The following is a 25,624-nucleotide window of genomic DNA, read 5'->3' as shown; positions in this document are numbered from 1 at the left end:
CGCCTACGAGTGGGGCCGCCGCCTCGGCCGCGGCCGAGAGGACCCCTGCCCGGAGGTCCGGCGGCGGGCTTCGGCGAGGGCCCGCTCGAGCTCCTCGCGGGCCCGCCGCTGGATGCCGTCGCTGTGGTGCAGGAGCGCGTCCATCTCCTCGGGCGTGGCCTGGACGGAGGCGGGACCCTCGTCGGTCAGGCGGTCGTGGAGCCACCGGCACGCCCGGTCCTCGTCCGTGAACCGCTCGACCACCTCGCGCGTGCCCCGCTCATGGACCCCCACGCACCACAGGCCGCCGCGTTCTTCCAGGAAGTAGCGATCGGCGGCCAGGTGGGGACCGTGGGTGCAGCCCGGGATCTCGTAGTACGCCTCGGGGACCCCGGCCGCCCGAAGAGCCTTGCACAGCTGGGACCGGTCCATGGAGCCAGTCTCCCATCACGGACGGCGCCGGGCCCGGCCGTGGGGCCGGGCCCGGCTTCACGGGGTCAGCGCGATGCGGCCTTCGCGCCCACCGACGTGGCCTGCCTGTCCGCCGGCACCTTCAGCCGCACCAGGGTGCCGTTGGACACCAGGTTGGCCACGGTGGTGAAGGGGATGGTCGGGCACACCTTGCTGCTGGTGGCGTACTGAACCGCCCCGCCCGGTTGCTCGAACGCCGGGGCGGCCGGCCCCGCGCACACGGTGACGTCCTTCGCCACCCTGTACAGGTGGTAGCTGTACGGGTAGCGGGGGTCGGAGGTGTTGAGGTTCGACGGCGGGATCGCCCGCCGCCCGAACTTCGTGCCGGCCGGGGAGAGGAACCGGCCGGTCTCGTTGCCGAACCGGTCGACCGTCAGGTTCTGGCCCGCCAGGAGCGTCAGGGGCGCCGCGATCACGCCGCCCTGGGCGTCGTGCGCGAAGCCGTCGTCCTTGGGGTAGTTCCAGTCGCCCTGGCCCGAATCGAGGGTGGGGTCCCACCACTCGTCCAGGAATCTCACCGCGGTGAGACCCCCGAGCCGGTCGTACCCTTCGAGGATGTTCCCCAGCACCCCACGGACCGGCAACCGCCTGGGGCCGAGCCGCCAGTCACGGCAGAAGTAGTACGAGCGGTAGGCCTCGGCGATGGGGTACGGCACCAGGCCGCTGCACACGGGCGGCCGCCCGGGCTCGTCGGGCCCGTCCCCCTGTTGCGGCCCCGGTTGTGCGAGCAGCCCCACCGGCCGGGGCGCCGGCACGCCCGGCCGGACCTGCCCGAGGGCACCCGCCCGGCCGCCGTCCTCGGCCGCGGTCGCGGCCGAGGGGGCGGAAAGGCCCATGACCAGGGAACCGGCCAGGCCGACCCCGGCCGCGAAGCCGGCACACCGTCTTGACGGTCTCACTGCACCTCCCACGTGAACGCGCGTCCGGCACGGGCCGCCCGAGTTGCACGGAAACGACCATGGAACAGCCGGAATGACGAGATCACTAAAGCCGCAGGGGGCGGCGAGTGCGTGCAGACGTGCCGAAGCTGGGTCCGAACGGGTTCGTCCAGGTGGCGGCCCCGGGGCGCCGCCGGACGACACCCCGCAGCCTCCTGCCGCACCCGCTCAGAACAGGCTCAGCAGCGCCTCTGCCGGGTCGGCGAGTCCGTTCTCGCCGCCCGGGAGCGGGAGTTCGAACCAGACCGTCTTGCCGCGCGGGGTCCGCCGGGATCCCCAGGCGGCGCTCAGCAGCCCGACGAGCTGGAGACCGCGGCCGCCCTCGTCGGTGTCGCGGGCGCGGCGGCGGCGCGGCTGGACGAGTCCGGAGTCCCACACCTCGCAGACCAGTGTGCGGTCGAGGAGGAGGCGGAGTCTTATCTCGCCCTCGCCGTAGCGCAGAGCGTTGGTGACCAGTTCGCTGACGAGGAGTTCGGTGGTGTCGACCAGCGGCTCCATGTCCCAGGCGAGCAGCTGGGAGCGGGTGTACTCGCGGGCGCGGCCGACACTGCGCGGCTCGCGCGGCAGGGTCCAGTCGCCGACGGACTCGGCGGGCAGGCCCTGGACGCGCGCCATGAGCAGCGCGATGTCGTCCTCCCCGTGGTGGCTGCCGAGGGTGTTGAGGACGTGGTCGCAGACGTCCTCCAAGGGGCGGCCCGGTTCGGTGAGGGCGCCCACGAAGGCCTGCAGGCCCTCGTCCAGGGGGTGGTCGCGCGATTCGACCAGTCCATCCGTGTAGAGCGCGAGCAGGGCACCCTCGGGGAGTTCGACCTCGACCTCCTCGAAGGGTTCGCCGCCGACACCCAGCGGCATGCCCGGCGGGACGTCGAGCATCAGCGCGGACTCGCCGGGTTCGACCAGGACCGGCGGCAGATGGCCCGCGTTGGCGAAGGTGCACCTTCGGGTGACCGCGTCGTAGACGGCGTAGATGCAGGTCGCCAGGTAGACCTCGGAGAGGTCGGCCTCGCGGGGGCGGCGGGCCGCCCGGGTGGCCTGCTGGACACCACCGGGGGCGCCGAGGCCGCGGGCGATCTCGTCCAACTGGGACAGGACTTCCGCCGGTTCGAGGTCGAGCAGGGCCAGGGTGCGTACGGCCGTGCGCAGTTCACCCATGGCCACGGCGGCACGCAGGCCGCGGCCCATGACGTCCCCGACCACCAGCGCGGTGCGGTGGCCGGGGAGTTCGATGACGTCGAACCAGTCGCCGCCGACCTCGCTGGGCCGGCCGGTGGCCGCGTTGCCGGGCAGGTAGCGGCAGGCGATGTCGAGGCCCGAGGCCTCGGGGTCGCCGGGCGGGAGCAGGGAGCGCTGCAGTATCAACGCGCGTTCGTGCTCGCGCCGGTACAGGCGGGCGTTGTCGATGCAGACCGCGGCGCGCGCGGCGAGTTCGACGGCGAGGTCGCGGTCCCGGTCGCCGAACGGCTCGCTGCCCTTGGTCCGGGCGAACTGCGCGAGTCCTACGACCGTGTCGTGGGCGACCATCGGGACGGCCAGCGTGGACTGCACCAGGCCGCCTTCCTCGCCGGGCACGTTCTGCGGGCGGGCGGTGCGCAGGGCGTCCGCGCAGGGCGAGTTGAAGGGGTAGTGGTGGACCGCGCCGAGCTCGACGGGGGCGCCGGTGCCGGTGAAGGGGGCTTCGGAGACGGCGCTGGCGAAGGCGACGCGGCGCAGTTCGGCGCTGCCGTCGGCGAGTCCGGGCGGGGTCTCGTCGCCGGCCAGCAGGCCCTGGTAGAGGTCGACGGTGGCGAGGTCGCAGAAGCCGGGGACCACGACGTCGAGGAGTTCGCGGGCGGTGGTCTCCAGGTCCAGGGAGTTGCCGATACGGGCGCCGGCGTCATTGAGAAGGGCGAGATTGCGCCGCGCGGCTGCGGCCTCGCGGGCGGCGGCTCGGCGGGCGGTGATGTCGGTGCCGAGCCATGCGATGCCGATGGGCCGACCGCTTCCGCTGTGCACCCGGTAGAGGTTGACGGACCAGTGGCGGCGCTCGTTGGAACCCGGCACGAAGCCGGTGACGTGCATGTCCGTGATGGACTCGCCACTGTCCAGGACCCGGCGCAGGGTGGCGGCGACGCGTTCGGCCTCGCCTCGCGGCAGGTAGTCGTGCACGCCGTTGCCCCGGTGGTCGTCGGGCGTGCCGCCGAAGGTGGAGGCGAAGCGCTCGTTGGCGCGGCGGACCCGCAGGTCGGTGTCGATGAGCAGGAAGCCGAAGGGGGATTGTCCGAAAATAGCCTGAGAGGCGGCAAGGTCGGTTTCAATGCGACGCAGGGTGCGGACGTCGACCACGGTGCAGACGGCGGCCTTCTCGCCCTCCGCGGTCCGGGTCGGCATCACATAGACCTCGGCGAGCCCCTCCTCGCCGCGCTCGCCGTCCTCGCCGTCCGGCAGCCGGAAAGGGACCACGCCGGTCCACTCCCGGCCGTCGAGGATCTCGGCCATCTTGCGCTGGCCCCGCTCGCGCAGGTCGGCGTCGACGAAGGCCTCGATGGGGTCCATGCCGACCGCGCGCGCGGCGGGGATGCCGAAGATGTGCTCGGCGCGCAGGCTCCACTGGTCGACATGACCGTCGGGACCGATGGAGAAGGACGCCACCTTGATGTAGTCGTACATGGAGCCGGGCGGACTGCTCTGCCACATCGCGTCGGTGGGCGGAGCATCGGCGGCGGCGTCACCGCCCGTGGACTCCGTCCTCGCGCCGTCCGACGGGTCCTCGGACTCCGTGGCCTTCGCTGGTATCTCGCTCACGCGAACCGTCCCCTCCAGCTCACCGCGTCCGGCACCGGTCACCGGGGGCGGCTGCCCGCAGTATCCAGCACTACGGCGCCGCACAACACGGTGTTCACGATCACAGGACCATCCCGATGCTTTTCGGTCCGGCCTGCGACAACACAACCTGTCTTCTAACCAGGCGACACCCCGTCGAATCCCGTCCGATGACAACCTTCACCGGTCCGTTCCGGTCGTTCGACAGCGTCTTGGGGCGTGTACAGCCCGGCTCAGCCCGGTACCGCCAGTTCGAACCAGACCGTCTTGCCGGCCGCGTCCGGCCGCGTGCCCCAGCGGCGGGAGGAGGAGGCGACCAGTTGCAGACCGCGGCCGCTCTCGTCGTCGGGACGGGCGGGACGTTCGCGGGGCGGGTCCGGGAGCGGATCGGAGACCTCGACCAGCAGGACGTCCGGCAGCCCGGCGGGGCGCACCAGGCGGACGACGATGGGACCGGTGGCGTGCCGCAGGGAGTTGGTGACGAGTTCGCTCACCAACAGGGCCGCGGTGTCGCCGAGCGAGTCGAGTTTCCAAGTGCGCAGCTGGCTGCGGACGGCGGCGCGGGCCGTGCGCACCGCGCCGGGATCCGCGGAAAAGGTCCACTCGGCGCAGTCGCCTTCGGTGTCGATCACACCGATCACTTCCCAGGCCAGCGAGCCCACCCATGTCCGATTTCATGGGGTTAATGGGCACATACCCGATATCCAGGGGGCAGTACCGCGCTTCGGGAGCCAGTACTGCACCAGTGCTGCCCACGAACGGCGCGTTGTGGCACTGACGGCGGACGAGGCGCGTGGGACTCGCGCCCGGGCACCTGATGCGCTCCGCGTCACCACACGGTGTGCGGCACCGGGCGTGCGGCATCCGGCGTGCGGCACCCGGCAGTACCCGCGCGTCGCGCGGCACGCCTCGCGCGCCGGTGTCCGGGACCGGCTCTCACGCCCTCACGCCCTCACGCGCCCGGTGCGTCCCGCCCCCGGTCGGTGCCGTGCCCCTGGCCGGCGCCGTGTTCCTCGCCGCCGCCGAGGCGCGCGACGGTCTCGCGCACGGCGGGCACGTCCTGGTCCAGCCAGGGCACGTCCCAGATCCCGGCGGGGGTGAGCCAGCGCAGTTCGTCGTGGTCCTGAAGGGGTTTGGGCTCGGCGGAGCCGGGGCGCAGCCGGGCGGTCCACACCTGGAGTTCGTAGGGCGGCCGCAGGGGCCAGCCGCCCGGAATCCTCTCCACGGCCTCGGCGTCGACGCCGAGTTCCTCGCGCAACTCGCGTACGAGGGCGGCCTCGGGGAGCTCGCCGGGCTCGACCTTGCCGCCGGGCAGCTCCCAGCGTCCGGCCAACTCCGGGGGCGCGCTGCGGCGCGCGGCGAGCAGACGGCCGCCGTCGAGCAGGGCGGCACCCACCACCACGATCCGTTCGGTCATGCGCCGGAGCCTACGGGAGCGGGGCGGTCACCGGCGAAGCGTCAGCCGTCGTCGCCCGCCCCGCCGCCGTGCTGCCCGATGCGCTCGACCCAGTAGAGCTGTTTGTGGCCACGGCTGTCGAGGCTGTCGGCGATCTTCTGGGCCTCGGCTCGGGTGGCGTACCTGCCCACGCGGTAGCGATTGCCGTTGTCGTCCTGCCGGACGACGAGCCAGGGAAGAGTGATCGTGCCGTCGTTCATCGCGCCCCACTGCTCCTTCCCGGCCCTGACCGCCCGTGCCCGGCTCCCGGCCTCCGCCTTGCCCCGCCCGCTGAGGAAACCGCAGTCCGCATATGCCCGACCCTACGCCTAACCTTTACGCAGCGAATACGGGTTTTCACAAAGAGGTATGCAACCGGCCAGTACACAGGGGGCGCAGATACGCGAACGCGCCGTTTGCGGGCGTGGGTGGGTCCGGTCAGAGGTGTATCGCGCCCGACCAGGCGACCTGCGAGAACGGCCGGATTCCGGCCCCCGGGCGGGGCGGCGCCCGGGACGGGCGTGCGAGGCGACCGCCGCGGGGGCGTGCACTACGGCGTGAACAAGGACACCAGCAGTGACACGCGCCCCGCTGCTCCGCCTACTTCACGGGCAGGTGGTACGCCACCCGGTAGCGGTCGGCGGGGATCACCACGTCCGCCGTCTCGACGGGGCGGCCGGAGGCGTAGAAGGTGCGCTGGACGACCAGCACCACATGGCCGGGGACGCCGCCGAGGGCGAGCAGTTCCTCGGCGAGGCCGGGGCGGGCGCCGACCTCCTCGGTGACGTTGTCGACGATGACATCGATGGCGCGCATCCGCTCGACGACTCCCATGCCGCCGAGCGGTCCCTCCTCGGGCAGCATGACGGGGGTGCGCCCGGTGACGGCGAGCGGCTCCCAGGAGGTGGAGAGCATCATCGCCTCGCCGGCCTCCCGGAAGACGTACTTGGTGCACATCACGCGGTCGCCGGGCTTGATGCCGAGCCGTTCGGCGATCGCGCCGCTGGCCTCGGCCTGGGCGCTGCGCGACTCCCAGGTGCCGCGCGCCCCGGCGTCCGCCTGCTCCTGGCGGAAGGGCGTGGCCCCGTCACCCGGGCGGTACCCGGAGCGGGCGACCCGGCGCGGGACGGGGCGCTCACGCACATACGTCCCCGAGCCGGAGCGGCCCTCGACCAGACCCTCGGCCATCAGCACCTTGCGGGCTTCGAGGGCGACCGTGTCCGAGACGCCGTACTCCTCGCGGATCCTGGCCTGGGAGGGCAGCCGGGTGTGCGGGGGCAGCTGACCGTCGACGATCTTCTTGCGGAGATCACCCGCGACGCGCAGGTACGCCGGCTGCTCACCGAAAGTCACTGGCCGCTCCCATCAGGTTGTACAGACAGCAACAGACTGGCAACCGTCGGTTGTACTTGCAAGCAAAGGCCAGAGAATCACTCGATGTGATGACATGGGGAGCCTGAACGCTTCACGCAGGCATTTTCTCCCCACTATGGCGGCCGTCACACCCTCGTGAGGCCCGGCGGCCCGCGCGGGAGGACGGCGGGGAGTGACAGACGTGCCGCGCGGCCGTCATACCGCGGCCCGCACGAAGCCCGCCCTTAACCTGCGGACATGACATCTCTGCCGGACCGTTACTGCCCCATCGACGGCGCCCGTGTCCCCAGCAACTCCCTCGCCTGGTGCTGCCCGTCCTGCCACGGCCCCCTCGACCTCGACTTCGCGCCGACCCCGGCATCGCTGAAGTCCCTCACCGGACGGGTGAACTCGCTGTGGCGGTACGCGGAAACGCTGCCGCTGTCGTCACCCTCGGTGTCCCTGGGCGAGGGCCGCACCCCGCTCGTGACGCTGACGGACGAGGTCTCGGCGAAGCTGGACTTCCTGATGCCCACGCTGTCGTTCAAGGACCGGGGCGCGGTGCTGCTGACCGAACTGGCGCTGCGCGCCGGGCCGCACCGGGTGGTCGTGGACAGCAGCGGCAACGCGGGCACGGCCGTCGCCGCGTACTGCGCCCGTGCCCGCCTGCCCTGCACGGTCTACGTCCCCCTCGGCACCTCGCCGAAGAAGCTGGAGCAGATCGAGGCGCACGGGGCACGGGTGGAGGTGGTAGACGGCGGCCGCGAGGCGGCGGGCACCGCGGCCCGGGCGGCGGCGGACGAGGAGGGCACCTTCTACGCCTCGCACGTCTACAACCCGTACTTCCTGCACGGCACCAAGACCTACGTCCACGAGCTGTGGGAGGACCTCGGCGGACGCCTTCCCGAGGTCCTCGTACTGCCGGTGGGCAACGGCACGCTGCTGCTGGGTGCGGCGCTGGCCATCGCCGAGTTGTACGGGGCCGGGCTGCTGGACCGGCGCCCGGCGCTGTGGGCGGTGCAGGCGGCCGCGGTCGCCCCGCTGGCGCACGCCTGGGCGGAGGGCGCGGAGGAGCTCGTCGGGACGACCCCCGTGGCGCCCACGTACGCCGAGGGCATCGCCATCCCCCGCCCGCCCCGGGCCCGCCAGATCCTGCGCGCGGTACGGGACTCGGGCGGCACCTTCCTGACCGTGACGGAGGACCAGATCCGCCACGCCCAGCTGGACCTGGCCTCCCGCGGCCTCTACGTCGAGGCCACGGGCGTGGCCTGCTGGGCGGCGGTCCGCGAGGGCGCGCTCGGCGGCAGGTCGGCGGTGGTGCCGCTGTGCGGGGCGGGGCTGAAGTCGGGCATCGCGCGCCCGTAGCCGTGACCGGGAGACCCCGGTCCGGCCGCCGTCCGCCGCCCGCCCCCCGGCGCGGTCAGGGGCGTTCCTTCTCCAGCAGGGACACACAGCGGCCCAGCAGGGCGATCAGCGTTTCGCGCTCCTCGGCGGTGAACTCCGCGGCGAGGGCCCGCTCCACCCTTACGGCACGCGCGTCGGCGTCGGCCAGCGCGACGCGGCCCTCCTCCGTGAGACGGGTCTCCAGGACGTTGCGGTGCCACTCGTGCGGGGTGCGCTCGATCAGGGCACGGTCCTGAAGGTTCTTCAGGACCGTGTTCATGGTCGGCGGCGTCACCCCGCACAGCCGTGCCAGAGCGGCGGCCGAGATGCCCGGGTTCCCGGAGAGATGGAGCAGCGCCGCGTACTGCGCGACGGTCACACCCGCAGGCTTCAGCACCGCGTGCTTCGTCGCGTTGAGGGCCTGTTCGGCCCGCTTGAGGTGGGCGCCGAGGCGCTCGGACGCGGGCATGGATGTCATTCACGCATGGTAGCGGGCACGCTCATCAATGAGACCTCACGTCGAAGTTAATATATTGACGAAGATTAGAACTCTAATTTAGATTCGTGTTCGTAACCGCGAGCAGCCGAACCGAGAGGCACCGCAGTGTCCCGTTCGATCCACCGCCGTACCTTCCTCGCCACGACCGCGGCCCTGACCGTCACCGCGACGGCCGGCGCCACCGCGCAGGCGGCCACGGCATCCCGTGTCAGTACCGCGTTCACCCTCCCGGGCGACCGCGCCTACCCCGAGGGCATCGCCCTCGACCCGCGCACCGGCGACGCGTACGTCGGCTCGTACACCACCGGCGCCGTCTACCGGGCCGCGGCGGGCCGCCGTAGCGCCGAGGTGTTCCTCCCGGCGGGTGCCGACGGCCGGCAGACCGCCAACGGACTGAAGGCCGACCGGGCCGGGCGGCTCTGGGTCATCGACTCGACCGCCGGCGTCGACGTCTACGGCATGCGCGACCGCGCGCTCCTCGCCCGGTTCCGGGTGCCCGGGGACGGGCCGCGCTTCGTCAACGACCTTGCGATCGCCCCCGACGGCACCGCCTACCTCACCGACAGCACCCGCGCGGTCGTCTACGCGGTCACGCCGGCGGACCTGGCGCGCGCCCGCAACGGGTCCGGCTCGCTGCGGGTGAGCCACGACCTGAGCCGGGTACGCGACGCCAGGACGTCAGAGGCGCTCACCCTCAACGGCATCGTCGCCGACCCGGCGGGCCGCCATCTGCTCGCCGTCGACATGACCGGCGGCGGGCTGTACCGGATCGGCCCCGAAAGCGGCAGGGTCCGCCAAGTGGCGCTGCACGGGGGCGATCTGAAGCACGGCGACGGCCTGGAACTGTCCCACGGCACGCTGTGGGCCGCGCACAACGCCGTCAACACCATCAGCCGCTGGCGCCTGACGGGGGACGCCACCGCGGCCCGCCTGGAGCGGCGGGTCACAGACTCCGCGCTGCAGATCCCGACCACGCTCGCCCGCCGTCACGGCCGCCTGCTGGTCGTCCGCTCCCAGTTCGACAAGGGCGGGCCGATGGGTCCGGGAACCCCCCGGGCGCCCTTCACGGTGGCGCGGGTGAGCGGGATCTGACGGAGCGCGGCGGGACCGGCGCCGGACCGGGCGGCGGTCCGGGCGGCCCTACGCCGTGGCCGGGAGCTGCGTCCGGGCGGCCTGAACAGGCGCCGGAACGGGCCCCGCGGCCGCGGCCCCGGTGTCCGGCTCCTCCGGCAGCAACTCGCGGGTGCAGTCCCGGATCAGGCTGTGGAAGGAGAAGCGGGAAGGGGTGTCCTCGCGGATGAGGTTGTTCTCGACGAGGGTGTCGAAGTGGCGTTCCACGTCACCGGCCGGCAGCCCGGTGACGGCGGCCGCGTGGTCGAGGTCGTAGGACGGGGACGGGTGAAGGCTGATGAGACGGCTGAACCGGCGCTGGGACGGGCTCAGGTACCGGTAGGACGTCCGGAGCATGGACATCAGGTCGCGGTCGGCGGTCCGCAGGCAGCCGGCCCGCTGCGGGCCGCCGGCCAGGCGGTCGACGAGGTCCGCGATCGCCCACGCGGGCCGGCCGCGCAGCCGGGTCGCGGCGATCCGGATGGCCAGCGGCAGATGACCGCACAGTTCGACCGCCCTGACCGTCTGCGCGGGCTCGCGGGCGGCGCGCTGCTCCCCCACGATGCGGGTGAACAGCGAGACGGCGTCCGCGGACGGCAGCACGTCCAGCCACAGCGGCACCGCGCCGTCCAGCGCGGTGAGCTTGCGGCGGCTGGTCACCAGCACCAGCGCGCCGCCGCTGCCGGGCAGCAGCGGGGCGACCTGCGCGGTGTCCGCCGCGTCGTCGAGGACGACCAGGCAGCGCTCGCCCGCCAGCCGCGACCGCCACAGCGCGCTGCGCTCCTCCAGGCTGGCCGGAACCGCCTCCGGGGGAACACCGCTCGCCTGGAGCAGGCTGGCCAGCGCCTGCTGGGGCGGCACCGGTGGGCGGTCGGCGCTGTAGCCGTGCAGGCCGATGAAGTACTGGCCGTCCGGGTAGTGGGCCGCGACGCGATGGGCGACGCGCACGGCGAGGGTCGTCTTGCCGACCCCGCCCATGCCGTCGATCGCGATCATCAGCGGGGACGTGCCGGGCGCCTGGCCGGCCGCGTCCAGCAGGGAGCCGAGTTCGGCGGTGCGGCCGGTGAAGTCGGTGAGGTCGTGGGGCAGATAGTTGCGGCGGTTGCCGTCCGGGGGCGCCGGGCAGGTGCGTACGGGATCGTCCTCCCGGCGGGCTCGCGCGCGGCGCGCGGCGAGGTCGGCCGGGGCCGGGCCGCGAGCCGTCGGGGCGTCGGCGAGGATCTCCGCGTGCAGGGTCCGCAGGTGCCGGCTCGGTTCCAGGCCGAGCTCCTCCGCCAGGAACCGCCGGCCCTCTTCGTAGACCGCGAGGGCGTCGGCCTGCCGGCCGCTGCGGAACAGGGCGAGCATCAGGCTGCCGCGCAGGGAGTCCCGTAGCGGGTACTCGGCGAGCAGCGCGTGCAACTCCCCCACCACGGAGGCGGCTTCACCGGTCCGCAGGCGCAGCGCCATGAGGTCCTCCAGGGCGGTCAGCCGCTGCTCGTTGAGCTTGACCGCGGCGGAGGTCACGGAGGGGCAGTGGATGCCGGCGAAGGCGTCGCCACGCCAGAGGTCAACCGCCGACTGCAGGATGCCGATGGCGTCGGCCCACCGGCCCTCCCGCTCGGCCGCTCCGGCGCCGCGGACCCGTTTGACGAAGCGGCGGGCGTCGACGGCGTCGTCGGGGACCATGAGCCGGTATCCGACGTCCATGGTGACCAGGCTGGTCCCGTCCGCCCCCGACAGGATGCGGCGCAGGTCGCGGATGGCGTTGTGGACCTGGGGACGCGCCGACGGCGGCGGGTCCTCCCACAACTCGTCCACCAGCACGTCCACCGGGACCACCCGGTTGGCGTTCAGGAGCAGCAACGCCAGGAGTTTCTGCTGGCGCATGCCCCGGACGCGGATCAGCTGACCCGACTCGCGGGTCTCCAGAGAACCCAGGACCAGGAATTCCATTTCTTCCGTCCCCGAGGTGCGTGGCGGTTCAGCGCCGGCTGCGCGGGTCCATCACTTTCCCCAGGTGACGTCGTCGGGGGTCACGACGGCAGTGGTGGTACCCGCGTCCTGCCCGGCCTCGGCAACTCCGGGAAGGTGCGCGACATGATCCGCGACGGTCACCGAGAGCGTCATTCCACCGGCGGCGAGAAGGGCGGCGGCGACGATTTTGCAGACGCGGGTAGCCAGCACGGAATTTCTCCTTCGACGACGAGGGGATACCCGGGGGAATCACCCGGGTGTTCGGCGGCCGCTTTCCTTTCCGCCGATGCCTCCACCCTGCTCGGCCATCGGGCCGGGGGGAACGGCAAACGGCTGGACGGAACATGCACTGTCCTAAGACGTCCACCGCGACCTGCGGCGACGGCTGGGCTCAGGCGTCCCACCAGGGGCCGGGCACCAGGACCGTCTCGGCCTGAAGGACGCGGAAGCCACACAGCCGCGGATGGCCGGCGACGGCCCGCCGCACCAGTCGCGCGGATCTCTCCTCTGCCGTGGCGAGGCTGTCGGCGAGCAGGAAAAGGCCCAGCGTGACGTCCCCGGAAGGGCTCGGATGGACGGTGACGTGCTCCAGGCCTTCCGCCCTTTCCGCGTACGACGTGATGATCGCGGCCAGGTCGGGTCGCTCGGCCGTGCCGTCGGGGCCCTTCAGGCGCACGTGGATGAGATACATACCCCAATTCTTGGGCGTGGGATTTGCACATGGGAGCAGCTCGGGTTGGACGGTTTGTGCCATGGCCTGAACCGTCACTCGCCGGGCCGGTGCGGACCCCATAAATTGACGCGGATGCGAAGGGGCGTGCCGGCCGCCCGGACGGGGCGGGTCCGGCCGGAAAATTCAACAGGCAACGACCGTCCGGTCGGTGTCCGGCCCGCAGATCCCCGGACGAACCGCATACGCCTCGCCACCCCCCTCCGAGCGGCAGTCCCCGTCCCCGACGGGCTGAATGTTCGTCAGTTTGGCCGGAACCGGCCTCGACGTCATCCGGGCGGTTCCATTGAGTTCAACATCAGTAAGCTTCGGGGCACTAAGTTTCGAACTCAGTGAGTTTGATCCTGGCCAGGGGGATCGCATCATGTTGGACGTTCTGGGACTCGATGCCGTTGCCGAAGCCATCTACCGGGGGATGCTGACCAATCCCCAGGACGGCGTGGCGGCACTGGCCGCCCGGCTGGGCCTGACGGAGGAACAGGTTCGAAGAGGGCTGGACCGGCTCAGCGAGCTGGCGCTGATCCAGCCCTCCGGAAGACGGGCAGGAGGAAGAGGCGAGGAGGGAGCGGGCAGGGACGGCGGACCGGGCAGAGACGGGATCGGCTTCCGGGCGGTCGGCCCGGAGACCGCGATGGAGGTGCTGCTCGCCCGCCAGCAGGCGGAGCTGGCCGCCCAGCAGATGCGGGTGGAGGCCTCCCGCGCGGCGGCCGCCCAGCTGATCGCCGAGTGCTCGGCGCTGCGCCCGCGTGCCCTCGACCACGCAGCCGAACAGCTGCTCGGTCCGGACGCGATCCGGGAGCGGCTGGCCGAGCTGGCCAGGTCCGCCCAGACCGAGGTCACCACCTTCGCGCCCGGCGGCGCGCACTCGGCGGAGGACCTCGCGGCCAGCCGTGGGCCCAACGCCGACCTGCTCGGCCGCGGCGTGCGGATGCGGACCGTCTACCTCGACAGCGTGCGCAACCACGCGCCCACGCTGGACCACGTCAGCTGGCTGCACCAGCACGGCGGGCAGGTCCGCACGGTGCCCGACCTGCCGATCCGGATGATCATTTTCGATCGGAGCCAGGCGGTGCTGCCCATCGACACCTCCGACGCCCGGGCCGGCGGGGTGGTGCTGCGCGGCGCCGGGACGGTGGCGGCGCTGTGCGCGCTGTTCGAGAGCGTGTGGCACACCGCGATCCCCCTGGGCAGCACACCCAAGTGCGGGGCGAAGGACATGCCGCCGCAGGAGCGGGCGGTGCTGAAGATGCTCGCCCAGGGCTACACCGACGAGGCCATCGCCAAGCGGCTCGGTGTCTCGCCGCGCACCGCCCGCCGCATCGCCGCCAACCTGATGGAACGCCTGGACGCCCGCAGCCGCTTCGAGGCAGGAGTGCACGCCGTCCAGGACGGCTGGCTCCCCTCCTCCCGGTGACCGCGGGCGTCCGCGCACCATGGGCCCTCCCCCGCCCTCGCCGTGTTACGCCTGCTCCGCCTCCTGGCGGGCTTCGCGGCGGTCCGCCGCGAGCAGCGCCAGGGCGGGGAGCAGCGTGACCGCGTAGACACCGAGGAGCCAGCCGAAGGAGTGGGCGAAGGCGCCCGGCACCAGTCCGTGGCGCTGTCGCGCCGCCGCGTCCAGCACCACCGTCACCGCGGCGAGGGCGACGGCGCCGCCGATCCGCTGGATCAGATTGAGCTGGGAGGAGGCGTCCGGGATGGACTGCGCCCGGATCGACTGGAACGCCCTGGTCATCGCCGGCACGATGGTCAGTCCCGTACCCAGGCCGCGCACCGCGAGGCTCGCGCACAGCAGCGCGTACGGGGTGTCGGCCGACAGCCGGGTCAGCGGCACGGTGGCGACCATGGTGAGCGAGATGCCGACGACGACGGTGCCGCCACCGCCCAGCCGCTTCATCAGGACCCGGCACAGCCAGGCGGCGGTGACCACGCCGATCCCGCCCGTGGACATCAGCAGACCGGTGGTCACCGCGCTCTCGCCGCGCGCGGACTCGAAGTACAGCGGGATGAGCATCATCGGCGAGTAGAGCACGAAGCCCAGGCAGAAGATGTTCACCGCCGCCGTACGGTAGACGCGGTGGGCGAACAGCCGCAGGTCCAGCAGCGGGAAACGGGCCCGCAGCTGGCGCACCACGAACACCGCGCCGCTCGCCACCGCGAGCGCCAGCGGCACCAGCAGGGACGCCCGCGCGTGCAGTCCGGCGCCGGAGAAGGCGTGGATGGCCAGGACGGTGCTCACCGTGCACACGGCCGAGGACACCAGCCCGACCACGTCCAGCGGCTTGGCCTCCTTGCCGGCCGGGGCGTCACCGTGCACGAAGCGCAGGGTGACGGCCAGCAGGGATGCGCACAGCGGGACGTTGACCGCGTACACCGCGGACCAGCCCCCGGCCTGCACCAGGAGGCCTCCGATCGTCGGGCCGAGCAGCGGGCTGATCAGCATCACACTGCCGTTCAACGCCTGTACCCGGCCCAGCTGTTCACGCGGTACGCCGCTGGTGAGCAGGATCGTGGACACGGGCGTGAGCACACCGGCCGCCGCCCCCGACACCCCTCGGGCCGCGATGAGCTCCGGGAGGCTCTGGCTGACCGCGCAGGCCGCCGAGCCCAGGGCGAACAGCGTGGCCGCACCGGCGAAGACACGTTTGACGCCGAACCGGGTGGCGAGCCAGCCGGTGGCCGGCATCAGCGCGGACAGCGCGATCAGATACGTGGTCACCACCCACTGCACCCGGTCGATGGCGCCGAACCGGGCGGTGGTCTCGTGCAGGGACACGTTGACGATGGTGGTGTCGAGCAGCGCGAGGAAGCCGCCCGTGACGGCCACGGCGATCGTCACGGCGGTGGGGCCGGAGGGCTTGGCGGTGGCGGGGGGCGACGGCTCGGGACGAGCCTCCTCGCCGGTCTGGTGGTCGGTCAGCGACATGTGGGCGCATCCTTGTGGAAGTCGACGGGTTGGGAAGGGCGGTTCAGTCCGCCGAGGCGAGCGCGCGCTCGATGTCGTCGAGGACCGTCTCGCCCGCCTCGCGGGCGCCGGGGCGGTTCCGGCAGGAGAGGGTCAGCTCGGTTTCGGCGCCGATCCGACAGGCACTCAGGAACATCTCGGCATAGGGCACCAGCATCGGCAGCGTGGCGAACGCGGTGGGCGTGAAGCCCTCGGTGCGCAGTTCGCCGGTGTCGATCCGGCCGTGGTCGGTGATGATCGCCGTACAGGGGAAGCGGGTGCCGTCCAGTTCCCGGGCCTCGCGCAGGGTGTTGGCGAAGGGGTTCTGGCGCAGGAAGTCCCGGCTGAGGGCGGCCACTTCGCGCTTGCGCAGCAGGGCGCGCACGATCCGGCCGTGCAGCGCCTTCCAGTCGTCGTCCCGGCTCAGGTCGAGCACCAGCTGGGAGGTCAGGTTGGCGGTGGAGCGCACTGTGGGGTCGTGGCGGCGCAGGTCCACCGGGACGATCAGGCGGCCGGTGTCACCGGCCAGGTGCCCGGACAGGGCGGCGGCCACGCGGGCGGTGACCGCGGACGGGCAGGCCGGCACCCGGCGCCGGAGCCACAGCGGGGTGCCGTCGGCGGGCCCGTCGCCGAGGATCGCGGGCAGGCCCGGAAGCCGGGCCGGCGGTTCGGCGGGGGGCACCGTGCCCGCCGCCCTGCGGAAGTGGGCGTCGTCGACCACCGCGTCCGCGCCGAGCGGCTCCTCGCCGCGCAGCGCCCGGAACACGTCGGCGATCCACTGCCTCAGCCCCCGGCCGTCGGTCACGATGTGACTGGCCCGCACCACCAGCCGGGTCACCGGACCGTTCACGAGCCCGACCTCGCAGACCGGTCCGGTCACGACGTCCAGGTCCCGCTGGAAGAAGGGCGCCTCGAAGCCGGTGCCGTCCGGCAGTTCGACGACCGGCGGGAGGGGGCCGTCGGCGCGCCAGGCCGCGGCCCGCCGGCGCACCGCCAGGCCCGGGTTGGCGAGGGTGGCCGTCCGTACGGCCTCCCGCAGGGCCCCGGGGCCGATCCGGCCCGCTCCCTCGACGACCATCTGGATCAGCTGCGGGGTGCCGGTCGCCGCCGCGTTCAGATAGCCGCGCTCGATCTGCGAGATACGGCGGGTGTACGGCCGCCGCACCTCGGTCGCTGTCGCTGTCATGCCGCCTCCAGGGTCAGGGCGTCGGTACGGGTGGCCCGCGCGGCGCGGCCGGCCCGCCACCACCAGCGGACGGGGGCGGACCGGTCGGCGACGAGGGCGAGGTGCATGTTCCGGCCGAGGTGGGCCGAACGGACCCGGTAGGGCGGGACGTTGGTGGCCCGCCAGCCCGGCTGCCAGGCCGGCAGCCGGACTCCGGCGAAGGTCTCCTTGGTCACGTGCGAGGCCTTGATGAGCGCCTCGCACTCGGCGAAGTCCCCGATGGTGGCCGGTTCCGTCCGGCCGAGCAGCTCGCCGAGCCACCGCATGGCGTAAGGACGGTCCCGCTCGTCCTGGAGGTCCACACCGACGCGCGCCCCGGCCGACAGCGCGACGGCGCTGTAGGCGTCGCAGTGGGCCACGGACACGGTCAGGCCGTACGCCGGGACGCTCCACCGCTTGTGCACGTCCCGGACCAGGTCCCGGGCGGTGACGTCGAGGCCGTGCACGGCCCGTACGGCCTCGACGATCAGGGACCGGCCCGAGCGGCTCATGCGGTGGCCCATGCGGTCGCGGGGCAGATGAGGGTGGTGGGTGACCAGGCAGTCGATCACCGCGGGCCGGTGGGGGCACGGGTCCCCGGGGGCCACGCCCCCGGACCCCCCTCCGGCCCGGACGGCCTCGCCCTCGATCACCGGACGGCCCCGGATCGCCGCACCGGAGTCCGCAGGGAGCCCCATCAGGCTGCCCATCACGCCCCCGCGTCGAACACGGCGGCCGCGTAACTGCCGCCGTAGGCGAAGCTGGACAGCAGCAGCCGGCCCCGCGGGTGCTCGCCGCCGAGCGCGGCGACCAGGCCGAGGGCACCCGCGCTGCCGTATGTCTCGCCGAGCAGCGCCTTCGGGGCCACCACCGGGCGGCCGTCGAGACCGGCCAGGCGCAGGGCGCGGGACTGGGCGAGGTCCACCAGGCTGTAGCCGGAGGCGGCGGACACCACGGTGCCGATCTCGTCCGGGCCGGCCTCGGCCTCGGCCATCGCCGCGCGCAGCGCCCGTGCCCAGGCCTCACCGTCACGGCCGAGGCGGCCGATGCCGGCCGGTTCGCCGGAGGCGCCGTAGCCGCGGACCCGGGCGAGGACGTCCGCGCCGCGGGCGGCGGCCGACTCGTTGCTTTCCAGGAGGATCGCGGCGGCCCCCTCGCTGAGCACCATTCCGGTGCGGCCGCCGGGGACCACCCGTGCGGTGCGGGCGTAGCCGGGCAGACCGGCCTGGGTGGCCAGGGCCTGTTCGGGGAACTCGTCGGCGATCACGACCATGATCCGGTCGGCCGCGCCGCGGGCGATGACCCGGGCGGCGAGCTGGAGCGCGAGCACCGAGCTGGTACCGCCGTTGGCGATGGTGGCGGTGTAGCCGCGGTAGCGGTGCAGCATCGCCACGTGCCCGGCGGCCGCGTTGACGACCGTGTTGGCGAACAGGGCGGGGTTGGCGCCGTTGATGCCCTGCTGCAGAACGCCCTTGTGGAACTGCAGGACGGACGTCACCGGGCCGTAGCCGGTGGCGAAGACGATGCCGGTGCCCTCGGCCTCGGCCCGTGAGGGCTTGCCGTGCCGGCCGTACAGGTCGGCGACCGCGGCGGCGGCGAGCAGGCTGAGGGGATCCATGCGGCGGGCCCGGCTGGGGTTGATGCCCCGGGCGGCGGACTTCACGTCGATCCGGCCGACGGGCACCTCCCCGACGCCCTCGACGTGCTCGGCGCCGGTGAAGCAGGCCCGCTCCTCGGCCAGGGCGGCAAGCAGGTCGGCCGTGCTGCCGGCCGCGCCGGCCAGACCCGCGACGCCCGTCACCACGACGTCGTGGACCGACCGTGTGCGGCGCGGCGCCGAGCCGGGGCGGCCCGGGCGGTTGAGGACGACGGAGGCGTTGTTGCCACCGAAGGCGAAGGAGTTCGACAGCACCACCCCGGGCGACGCCGGTCGCCCGGCGTCCGGGACGACGTCCAGGCCGAACGGCTGCTCGACACCACGGGTGTTGATGGTCGGCGGCAGCGTCCCGCGGTCGATCGCGAGGGTGCTGACGACCGCCTCGACCGCGCCGGCCGCACCCAGGGTGTGGCCGATGATCGACTTGGTGGAGCTGGCCGGCGGGACGGACGAGCCGAACAGCAGCTTCACGGCCTTGGGTTCGGAGGCGTCGTTGGCGGGGGTGCCGGTGCCGTGCAGATTGAGGTAGTCGACGTCGTCCGGGCCGAGGCCGGCGGTCTGAAGGGCCTGCGCCATGGCGGCGCAGGCGCCCTTGCCGCTGGGGTCGGGGGCGGTCTGGTGGTAGCCGTCGCAGGACAGGCCGTACCCGCCCAGCTCGGCCAGTGCGCGGGCGCCGCGCTCGGCGGCGCGGTCGGCCGGCTCCAGGACCATGAACCCGGCCCCCTCGCCGAGGGTCAGCCCGCTGGAGGCCGACATCGGCGAGCAGGGCTCGGCGTCCAGCGCGCCCAGGGCGCTGAACCCGTACGCCGACAGCGCGGCGAGCGGGTCGACGCCTCCGCAGATGACGTAGTCGACGTCCTCCTTCCACAGCAGTTCCGCCGCGTAGCCCAGGGCGACCGCGCTGGCGGCGCAGGCGTTGGAGAGGACCACGCGCGGGCCACGCAGGTCGAACTCGGCGGCGATGTAGTCGCCGACGCACGGCAGTTGGGAGGCGGCCGCCGCCTGCGCGTCCAGCCTGCCCTCGTGCACCAGGCCGGCGTGGACGCCCTCCAGGGTCGGCATGGCGCCGAGGCTGGAGCCCACCACGACCGCGACCCGGTTCCGGTCGACGGTGTCGAGGTCGAGGCCGCTGGTGCGCAGCGCCTCCCGGATGGCGGTGGCGGCCAGGCCGTAGCAGCGGTCCAGGTCGGCCGGCTGCTCGGCGGTGACCATGCCGGCCCACTCGGTCAGCAGCTCGGAGGTGTCGAAGAGGGTGTTGGTACGGATGCCGGAGGCCCCGGCGGTGATGGACGACCAGCCCTTCTCGACGTCGTCCCCGGCCCCGGTGATCAGGCCCAGGCCGGTGAGGGCGATTCTCGGCGTGGTCATCAGGAGATCCTCGTGGTGAGCGAGCGGGCGATTACGCGGGGCAGGGTGACGGTGCGCAGCGGACGCCCGGCGCCCTGCTCGTCCCCGGCGGCCAGCTCCAGGCCGGGGACCCAGAACGGGGCGTCCAGCAGGGCGAGGACGAGCTCCTCCTCCGGGTTGGCGGAGGGCGCCTGCCACAGGACCGTGCCGACGGCCTCACCGGCGGCGCTCACCTTGGCACCGGCGGCGAACCGGCTCTCGGCGGGGGCGGCCAGGGCGGTCAGCCGGGCCGTCCCGGTGGTCGGCCGCTCCAGGCCGCCGGAGCCGTGGAACTCGCCGATGCGGTTCCAGTCGATCATCCAGGCCAGGTCTGCCTCGTTGACCGTCAGCCCCGCGAAGCCGGCCGCGTACACGGCCATGCCGGCCTCGGCCTGCACCCGGGCCAGCCCCCTGGGGCCGACCGGCGCGCCGCCCTGCCCGGCGACGGCGGCGAGGACGGCCTCGTGGGCGGCCTCGGGGGCGTTGGACAGCAGCAGGTAGCCGTACTCGCCGGTGGTGCCGACGCGTGCCAGGTGGGCCAGCGCGGCGGACTCCTCGGGCAGCGCGGACTCGGTGACGGCGTGCAGGGTCAGGCCGGAGATGTCGAAGTCGACGAAGTCCGCGGCCACCGACCAGGCGGTCGGGCCCTCGAAGGCGCTGGCGCCCCAGCCCTCCGGCTCGACCTCGATCGTGACGTCCTCGGGGACGTCCAACTGCTCGAGGTAGACGCGCAGTTCGTCCGCGGTGACCTCGGTGCGCGGCAGCAGCCAGGCGTCGTCGCCGATCTCGAAGTGCAGCAGGATCGCGAAGGGGGTGCCGTCGGCGTTCAGCGCGAGCGCCTCACGGACGGTGTCCGGCTCGACGAACTCGCCCGACTTGGCCAGGAACTGGTCCAGCAGGGTGATCCGCTCGTCGCCGGCGATCCGCACCAGCGGAGCGGTGATCCGGTAGGCGCCGACGGTGGTGCGCACGGTGGTGTAGTCGTCCGTCTCGGTGCGAAGCGGGGCGGTGGTCATGGCGGTGTGGTTCCTCTCGGTACGTGATGGTGTGTGAAGTGCGGTGCTCAGAGCCCGGGTTCGCTGCTCACGGCCAGGTGCCAGGCGTTCTCCCGGCACGCCGGGGACACACAGCCGAGGAGCAGGCCGGAGGGGGTGGTACGCAGGACGATCTCCGCCCCGGCCGGGCCGGAGCCGGCGGGCCGGCAGTGCAGCCAGCTGCCGTCGGTGAGCCGGACGGCGGCCGCCGTGGCCCAGATCTGCCGGAACTCCGGGGAGTCCAGCTCCCACCGGGTGCCGGCGGAGTCGATCACCACGGTGGTTCGGCGCGGGGTGTTCGGGGTGAGCCAGAGGACGACCTCCTCGTCGGCCCCGGTGGCGGGGGCCTGAATGTCCACGCGGACCGGCTGCGTGGTGTCCTCGGGCGCGGTGAGCTCCCAGCCGATTCCCTCCTGCGGGCCGTACAGGCCGAGCGGGTGCTTCTCCTCCCAGGCGGCGGTGGAGCGCACGCCCCAGCCGAGGCCCCCGGCGCGGCCGTACCTGCTGTGCTCGGCGGTGACCCACATGCCCGCGCTCCAGCGGGGGTTGTTGCCGAACGCCCGGGTGCGCGGGAAGGGGCTGCGCAGGACCTTGACCGTGCCCTCCTTCCAGGCGGTGACGCCGGCGGCGGAGGCGTCGAGCTGGATACGGCGGGGGCCCTCCACGGGCCGCAGGACCGTGGCGGCGGGCCCGGCGGGTGCGTCCTGCCGCCGGAACCCGGTGCGCAGCCGGGCCACCCCGTCCGCCCCGGCCGCCAGGCCGCGCTCCAGCAGGGCGCTGTGGACCAGCCGGACGGGCTCGCGCACCGGCACCCGCACGCTCCATGCGGCGCCGTTCCAGGTCAGATCGGCGCCGGGCTGGGCGACCCGTGCGGCGGCGACCACCTCGGAGGCGTCGCGGACGCCGATGCCGAGCCCGATGGGCCGGGGCCGGTCGCCGTCCTGGGCGAAGGTGCCCTGGCGCAGCCCCACGGTCTGGAAGATCCGGCCGGGCCGGCGGGTGAAGGCGAAGTCCTGGCCCAGCACTCCCCCGGTGAGGGTGATCGTGCCGACCACCTCGTCGTCCCCGCACCGTTCGGTGACCCGTACACCGTGCTCGACGGGGACGAGTTCCAGGTCGCGCGGTTCGCCCTCGCGCCAGCCCGCCGAGCGTTCGGCGCGGCAGCTGGGCCAGGTGGAGACGAACAGCGGCCCGTGGTGGCCGTCGGCCAGCACCCGCACGGTCCCGTCGTCGCCGTCCACCTCCACCGCCAGGTCGCCGTCGGCGAACCGGTACGGTGCCGCCTCCCGCGCGGCCCGGACGCGGTAGGGCGGTTCCGCGAGCCGCAGCGCCCGGCTCACCCCGTCGGCGCCGGTGACCTCCGCCTCCCGTACGACGCCGCGGTCGACGTCGACGCTGGCGGTGAGCCTGAACTCCCCCAGCGCCAGGCAGTAGGCGACGGTGCGGACGCCGTCGACCGGGCGGACGTCGGAGCGCAGCTCGTCGTCGCGGGACTCGGTGACGGTCGCGAAGCTGTTCAGGCCGCCGAGGGCCGCCTTGACCTCGGGTCCGAGGTCGGCGAAGACGCTGCGCAGGATCAGCGGGATGTAGTTGTGCAGTTCGACGTTGCCGTCCTCGCCCGGCACGGTCTGCCCGACGGAGACGCAGCCGACGCGCCGGTACAGCTTGAACGCCACGGCGTTGGCCGGGTTGACGGTGAGCCGCAGCACCAGGCAGCCGGACTGCACCATCCATTCCACGGCCTCGGTGAACAGCCGTCCGGTGATCACGCCGTTGCGGTAGGCGGGGGCGACGAAGAACATGTCGGCGATGAGCTCGCCGGCGCGGGCGGAGCGCCGGCCGGTGTTGTGGAACAGGCCGAAGGTGCCCACCACACGCCCGCCGTCCACCGCCACCAGGAACGTACCGGTGTCCCGCTCGGCCAGCTCGCGCTCCAGTTCCTCGCCGGTGATGCCTCCGGCCACCGGGTTGGGGTTGTCGCGGTGGCGGTTGTAGAGCTCCGCGATGTCATGCGCGTCGCCCTCCTGGTACGGGCGGATCGTGATGGACATTGCACACCTCCTTCTCTTCGGGTCGGGCTCAAGTCCGGCCGGATGGCTAGGACTTGCGTCCCGTGGTGACGATGAGGGAGCCGGCGGCCGCCGGTTCGCCGCCGACGCTCGCCCGGACCTGGACCTGCCGCAGACCGCCCAGGCGCTGGCCGAGCCTGGCGTCGAGGGTGAGCTGGTCGCCGGGGACCACCAGCCGGGAGAACTTCATCGAGCTGATGGAGCCGAGGTAGCCGACGCTGGCCGACGGGTCGCCGCCCTCGGCCGGCGGCTCGGGCGACTCGACGATCTCGGCGACGTACACGACGGCCACCAGCTGGGCCATCGCCTCGACGATCATCACGCCGGGCATGATCGAGTGGTCCGGGTAGTGGCCGGCGAAGAAGGGCTCGTTGACCGAGACGCTCTTCACCCCGCGGCCCGAGACACCGGGCACGACGTCGTAGGCGCGGTCGATCATCAGCATGGGCCAGCGGTGCGGGAGCATCCGCTTGATGTCGTCGGAGGAGTAGCTGAACTTCTTCTTCGCGGCCCTGGCGGGGGCCTCGGGGGTGACCGTCATGCTCACACCTCGCGGGCTTCGACGAAGTCGACCAGGGCGTTGATGGAGCCGAAGGCCTCGAAGTCGTCGTCGCTGATCAGCACGTCGTACTCGTTGTTGACCATGACGACGATCTCGAGCGTGTCCAGCGAGTCCATCTCCAGGCCGCGGCCGAACAGCGGCTGGTTGTCGGAGACGACGGCCGGCTCCACGTCCAGGCCCAGCCGGTCGATGATCATCGACTTGACCTTCATGTTCTTCTCCAGGCGCGTCTCGGCCTGGCTGCGGATGTCCTCGAAGGTGGCGACGGACATGGGTGTTCCTTTCGATGAGGGTGATCGGGTAAGGGCTGTGACCGGTTGGTTCCGGGCTAGTTCGGGATCATTCCGCCGTCGACGGTGAGCACCTTGCCGGTGATGTAGGAGGCGGCGGGGGCGGCGAGGAAGGCGGCCGCCTGGGCGACCTCTGCCGGAGTGCCCATGCGTCCCATGGGGATCGCCTGCAGGGCCTCCTTCATCTGCGCGGGTGGCACCTTCCTGACCATGTCGGTGTCGATGAAGCCCGGCGCGACGACGTTGACGCGGATTCCGCGCGGGGCGACCTCGTACGCCAGGGTCTTGGCCAGCGAGATCACCCCGCCCTTGCTGGCGGCGTAGTTGGCCTGGCCGGCCCGGCCCGCGATGCCGCTGGTGGAGGCGATGAACACGATCGCCCCGCCGCCGGCGTACATCTGCTTGGTCGCCTCGCGGGCGGTGAAGAAGGTGCCGGTCAGGTTGGTGCCGATGACCTCCTGCCACTTGGCGCCGCTCATGGCGGCCAGATGGCCGTCCGCGGTCACCCCGGAGTTGAGGACGGCGACGTCCAGACGGCGCCAGGCGGTCCTCAACTCCTTGTACATGGCGGCCACCTGGGCCTCGTCGGAGATGTCCGCCTTCAGCAGCAGGGCCTCGCGGCCCAGGGCGCGGACCCGCTCGGCGACCTCCTCGGCCTTGGTGGCGTTGGAGCGGTAGTTGAGGGCGACGTCGCAGCCGTGCTCGGCCAGCGCGATCGCGATCGCCGCGCCGATGCCGCGGGAGGCGCCGGTGACCAGGGCCCTGGTGCCCTGGGCGAACAGGGTTGCGGGTGCGCTCATGCCGCGCCCCCCAGCATCGCGGCGGTGACCCGGTGGCTGCCCGGGTCGAAGCCGGCGGCCTCGGTGCCCAGGCCCGCCCCGGTGGCGGCCTTGAGCACGGCCTGCGCCACCGCGAGGTCGAGGATGCCCAGGCCGAAGGGCGAGAAGACCACCGTACGGCCGGTGGCCGGCGGCTCGGTGCAGCCCAGCACGGTGGCGATCTCGGCGTGCACGAACTCCCGGTGGCCGGCCTCCAGTTCGGCCCGGTGCAGGGAGGTCTGCTCACGGATCGCGTGCTCGATGTCGTCGACCACGTTGTACGCGCCCAGCACGGACGAGGTGCTCAGATCGCGCAGGGACAGGTGCAGGATCACCTGGCCGGCGGGCCGCTCGGGGTGTTCGCCGAGGTCGAGCCAGTACGTCGAGTCGGTGGTCGCGATGCTCACGGTCTCGGCGCCGAGCGCGTCGCCGACGTCACCGGTGCGGAAGGCGATCCCCGGGTGTTCGGACTCCAGTTCGGCGGCGAAGACCTCGGCACGCCCCGGTACGACGTCCTGGAGGACCACGCTCTCCAGGTGCGGGTGGGTCAGCCTGAGGAAGGCGAGGACGCGCTGGTTGATGGTGCCGCAGCCGATCAGGCCGGCGGTGCGCACCCGGCGGCCGCCGTGCAGGGCGCCGGCGGCGAGGGCGGCGCTTGCGGCGGTGCGGGAGGCGGAGATCTGGCTGCCCTCCAGAAGCGCCTTGGGGTAGCCGGTGTTCAGGTCGTTGAGGATCTGCACCGAGGAGGCCCGCTGGAGGCCCTGCTCGACGTTGGCGGGGAAGGACGAGATCCACTTCAGGCCCATCACCGGCTCCGGTCCGCCCAGGTAGGCCGGCAGGGAGATGATGCGGGAGCCGGACGGCCGCGGCGGGCGCAGAAAGCTGGAGAACGGCACCTGCGAGTGGCCCTGGCCGTGCAGCACATAGGCGGTGCGCACCGCGTCGAGGACGGCGGGTTCGAGACCCGTCAGGGCTGCTTTGACGTCGTCCCGTCCGAGGATCTTCACGGC

Annotated in this window: 24 protein-coding genes; 3 read left to right on the top strand and 21 right to left on the bottom strand. The window is 73.1% G+C overall.

Translation table 11 applies throughout. From position 1 onward, the window contains the following. Positions 1-3: 3 nt before the first annotated feature. The 7 genes from ACH4UM_RS03080 to ACH4UM_RS03050 all read right to left on the bottom strand — a co-directional run bounded on the left by ACH4UM_RS03080 (position 4) and on the right by ACH4UM_RS03050 (position 6,975). Positions 4-411, bottom strand: a complete 408-nt coding sequence (locus tag ACH4UM_RS03080) for a hypothetical protein (protein ID WP_398172892.1) — start codon at positions 409-411, stop codon at positions 4-6. A 65-nt stretch (positions 412-476) separates the two neighbouring features. After that, positions 477-1,349, bottom strand: a complete 873-nt coding sequence (locus ACH4UM_RS03075) for a TNT domain-containing protein (protein ID WP_398172890.1) — start codon at positions 1,347-1,349, stop codon at positions 477-479. 207 nt (positions 1,350-1,556) lie between these two features. Next, positions 1,557-4,169: a SpoIIE family protein phosphatase gene (locus tag ACH4UM_RS03070; RefSeq protein WP_398172888.1), complete on the bottom strand. Its 2,613-nt coding sequence runs from the start codon at positions 4,167-4,169 to the stop codon at positions 1,557-1,559. Between the two features lie 251 nt (positions 4,170-4,420). After that, complete coding sequence (locus ACH4UM_RS03065) at positions 4,421-4,849, bottom strand: ATP-binding protein (RefSeq protein WP_398172886.1); 429 nt, start codon at positions 4,847-4,849, stop codon at positions 4,421-4,423. A gap of 290 nt (positions 4,850-5,139) precedes the next feature. Further along, positions 5,140-5,604, bottom strand: coding sequence for a (deoxy)nucleoside triphosphate pyrophosphohydrolase (locus tag ACH4UM_RS03060; RefSeq protein WP_398172884.1), 465 nt, complete (start codon positions 5,602-5,604; stop codon positions 5,140-5,142). Positions 5,605-5,645: 41 nt separating this feature from the next. Further along, positions 5,646-5,843 carry an SPOR domain-containing protein gene (locus tag ACH4UM_RS03055; protein ID WP_398172882.1) on the bottom strand — a complete coding sequence of 66 codons (198 nt, stop codon included), beginning with the start codon at positions 5,841-5,843 and terminating at the stop codon, positions 5,646-5,648. Positions 5,844-6,222: 379 nt separating this feature from the next. After that, positions 6,223-6,975: a GntR family transcriptional regulator gene (locus ACH4UM_RS03050; protein WP_398172880.1), complete on the bottom strand. Its 753-nt coding sequence runs from the start codon at positions 6,973-6,975 to the stop codon at positions 6,223-6,225. Positions 6,976-7,233: 258 nt separating this feature from the next. Here ACH4UM_RS03050 and ACH4UM_RS03045 point away from each other — a divergent pair, with 258 nt between their 5' ends. Further along, complete coding sequence (locus ACH4UM_RS03045) at positions 7,234-8,340, top strand: pyridoxal-phosphate dependent enzyme (protein ID WP_398172878.1); 1,107 nt, start codon at positions 7,234-7,236, stop codon at positions 8,338-8,340. A 55-nt stretch (positions 8,341-8,395) separates the two neighbouring features. Here the strand turns inward: ACH4UM_RS03045 and ACH4UM_RS03040 are convergent, their stop codons facing one another. Next, positions 8,396-8,836, bottom strand: a complete 441-nt coding sequence (locus ACH4UM_RS03040; protein ID WP_398172876.1) for a MarR family winged helix-turn-helix transcriptional regulator — start codon at positions 8,834-8,836, stop codon at positions 8,396-8,398. Between the two features lie 126 nt (positions 8,837-8,962). Here ACH4UM_RS03040 and ACH4UM_RS03035 point away from each other — a divergent pair, with 126 nt between their 5' ends. Then, positions 8,963-9,949, top strand: coding sequence for an SMP-30/gluconolactonase/LRE family protein (locus ACH4UM_RS03035; protein ID WP_398172874.1), 987 nt, complete (start codon positions 8,963-8,965; stop codon positions 9,947-9,949). 48 nt (positions 9,950-9,997) lie between these two features. On the opposite strand, the gene ACH4UM_RS03030 is transcribed toward ACH4UM_RS03035, so the two are convergent. From ACH4UM_RS03030 to ACH4UM_RS03020, 3 genes are all read right to left on the bottom strand, one after another. Next, positions 9,998-11,902: an AfsR/SARP family transcriptional regulator gene (locus tag ACH4UM_RS03030; RefSeq protein ID WP_398172872.1), complete on the bottom strand. Its 1,905-nt coding sequence runs from the start codon at positions 11,900-11,902 to the stop codon at positions 9,998-10,000. A 51-nt stretch (positions 11,903-11,953) separates the two neighbouring features. Further along, positions 11,954-12,133, bottom strand: coding sequence for a hypothetical protein (locus ACH4UM_RS03025; protein WP_398172870.1), 180 nt, complete (start codon positions 12,131-12,133; stop codon positions 11,954-11,956). 181 nt (positions 12,134-12,314) lie between these two features. Further along, complete coding sequence (locus ACH4UM_RS03020; RefSeq protein WP_398172868.1) at positions 12,315-12,614, bottom strand: hypothetical protein; 300 nt, start codon at positions 12,612-12,614, stop codon at positions 12,315-12,317. 403 nt (positions 12,615-13,017) lie between these two features. On the opposite strand from ACH4UM_RS03020, the gene ACH4UM_RS03015 reads away from it, so the two are divergent. Further along, entirely contained in the window at positions 13,018-14,067 is a 1,050-nt protein-coding gene (locus tag ACH4UM_RS03015) for a LuxR C-terminal-related transcriptional regulator (RefSeq protein WP_398172866.1), read from the top strand. A 45-nt stretch (positions 14,068-14,112) separates the two neighbouring features. Here ACH4UM_RS03015 and ACH4UM_RS03010 read toward each other — a convergent pair whose 3' ends face one another. Genes ACH4UM_RS03010 through sbnB form a run of 10 tightly spaced genes read right to left on the bottom strand, consistent with a single transcriptional unit; the run spans position 14,113 to position 25,621 of the window. Beyond that, complete coding sequence (locus tag ACH4UM_RS03010; RefSeq protein WP_398172864.1) at positions 14,113-15,576, bottom strand: DHA2 family efflux MFS transporter permease subunit; 1,464 nt, start codon at positions 15,574-15,576, stop codon at positions 14,113-14,115. A gap of 43 nt (positions 15,577-15,619) precedes the next feature. After that, entirely contained in the window at positions 15,620-16,780 is a 1,161-nt protein-coding gene (locus ACH4UM_RS03005; protein WP_398172862.1) for a hypothetical protein, read from the bottom strand. Then, positions 16,777-17,496: a hypothetical protein gene (locus ACH4UM_RS03000; RefSeq protein ID WP_398172860.1), complete on the bottom strand. Its 720-nt coding sequence runs from the start codon at positions 17,494-17,496 to the stop codon at positions 16,777-16,779. The genes ACH4UM_RS03005 and ACH4UM_RS03000 overlap by 4 nt, the downstream gene beginning before the upstream one ends. An 11-nt stretch (positions 17,497-17,507) precedes the next feature. Beyond that, complete coding sequence (locus ACH4UM_RS02995) at positions 17,508-19,823, bottom strand: beta-ketoacyl synthase N-terminal-like domain-containing protein (protein ID WP_398172858.1); 2,316 nt, start codon at positions 19,821-19,823, stop codon at positions 17,508-17,510. Continuing rightward, the gene (locus ACH4UM_RS02990; protein ID WP_398172856.1) at positions 19,823-20,857 is read right to left on the bottom strand and encodes an aminomethyl transferase family protein; all 1,035 of its coding nucleotides are present in this window, start codon (positions 20,855-20,857) and stop codon (positions 19,823-19,825) included. Before ACH4UM_RS02990 ends, ACH4UM_RS02995 begins: the two co-directional genes overlap by 1 nt. 47 nt (positions 20,858-20,904) lie before the next feature. Beyond that, entirely contained in the window at positions 20,905-22,926 is a 2,022-nt protein-coding gene (locus ACH4UM_RS02985) for a GNAT family N-acetyltransferase (protein WP_398172854.1), read from the bottom strand. A 46-nt stretch (positions 22,927-22,972) separates the two neighbouring features. Further along, positions 22,973-23,485 carry a 3-hydroxyacyl-ACP dehydratase FabZ gene (fabZ, locus tag ACH4UM_RS02980; protein WP_398172852.1) on the bottom strand — a complete coding sequence of 171 codons (513 nt, stop codon included), beginning with the start codon at positions 23,483-23,485 and terminating at the stop codon, positions 22,973-22,975. Between the two features lie 2 nt (positions 23,486-23,487). Then, on the bottom strand, positions 23,488-23,778 hold the full coding sequence (locus ACH4UM_RS02975) for an acyl carrier protein (RefSeq protein WP_398172850.1): 291 nt from the start codon (positions 23,776-23,778) through the stop codon (positions 23,488-23,490). A 56-nt stretch (positions 23,779-23,834) separates the two neighbouring features. Further along, complete coding sequence (gene fabG, locus ACH4UM_RS02970; RefSeq protein WP_398172848.1) at positions 23,835-24,596, bottom strand: 3-oxoacyl-ACP reductase FabG; 762 nt, start codon at positions 24,594-24,596, stop codon at positions 23,835-23,837. Beyond that, positions 24,593-25,621, bottom strand: coding sequence for a 2,3-diaminopropionate biosynthesis protein SbnB (gene sbnB / locus ACH4UM_RS02965; RefSeq protein ID WP_398172846.1), 1,029 nt, complete (start codon positions 25,619-25,621; stop codon positions 24,593-24,595). Before sbnB ends, fabG begins: the two co-directional genes overlap by 4 nt. Positions 25,622-25,624 lie beyond the last annotated feature (3 nt).

This window comes from Streptomyces sp. NPDC020801 (assembly GCF_044334385.1).
Lineage (GTDB): Bacteria > Actinomycetota > Actinomycetes > Streptomycetales > Streptomycetaceae > Streptomyces.
This window is presented reverse-complemented; position numbering and strand designations above follow the sequence as displayed.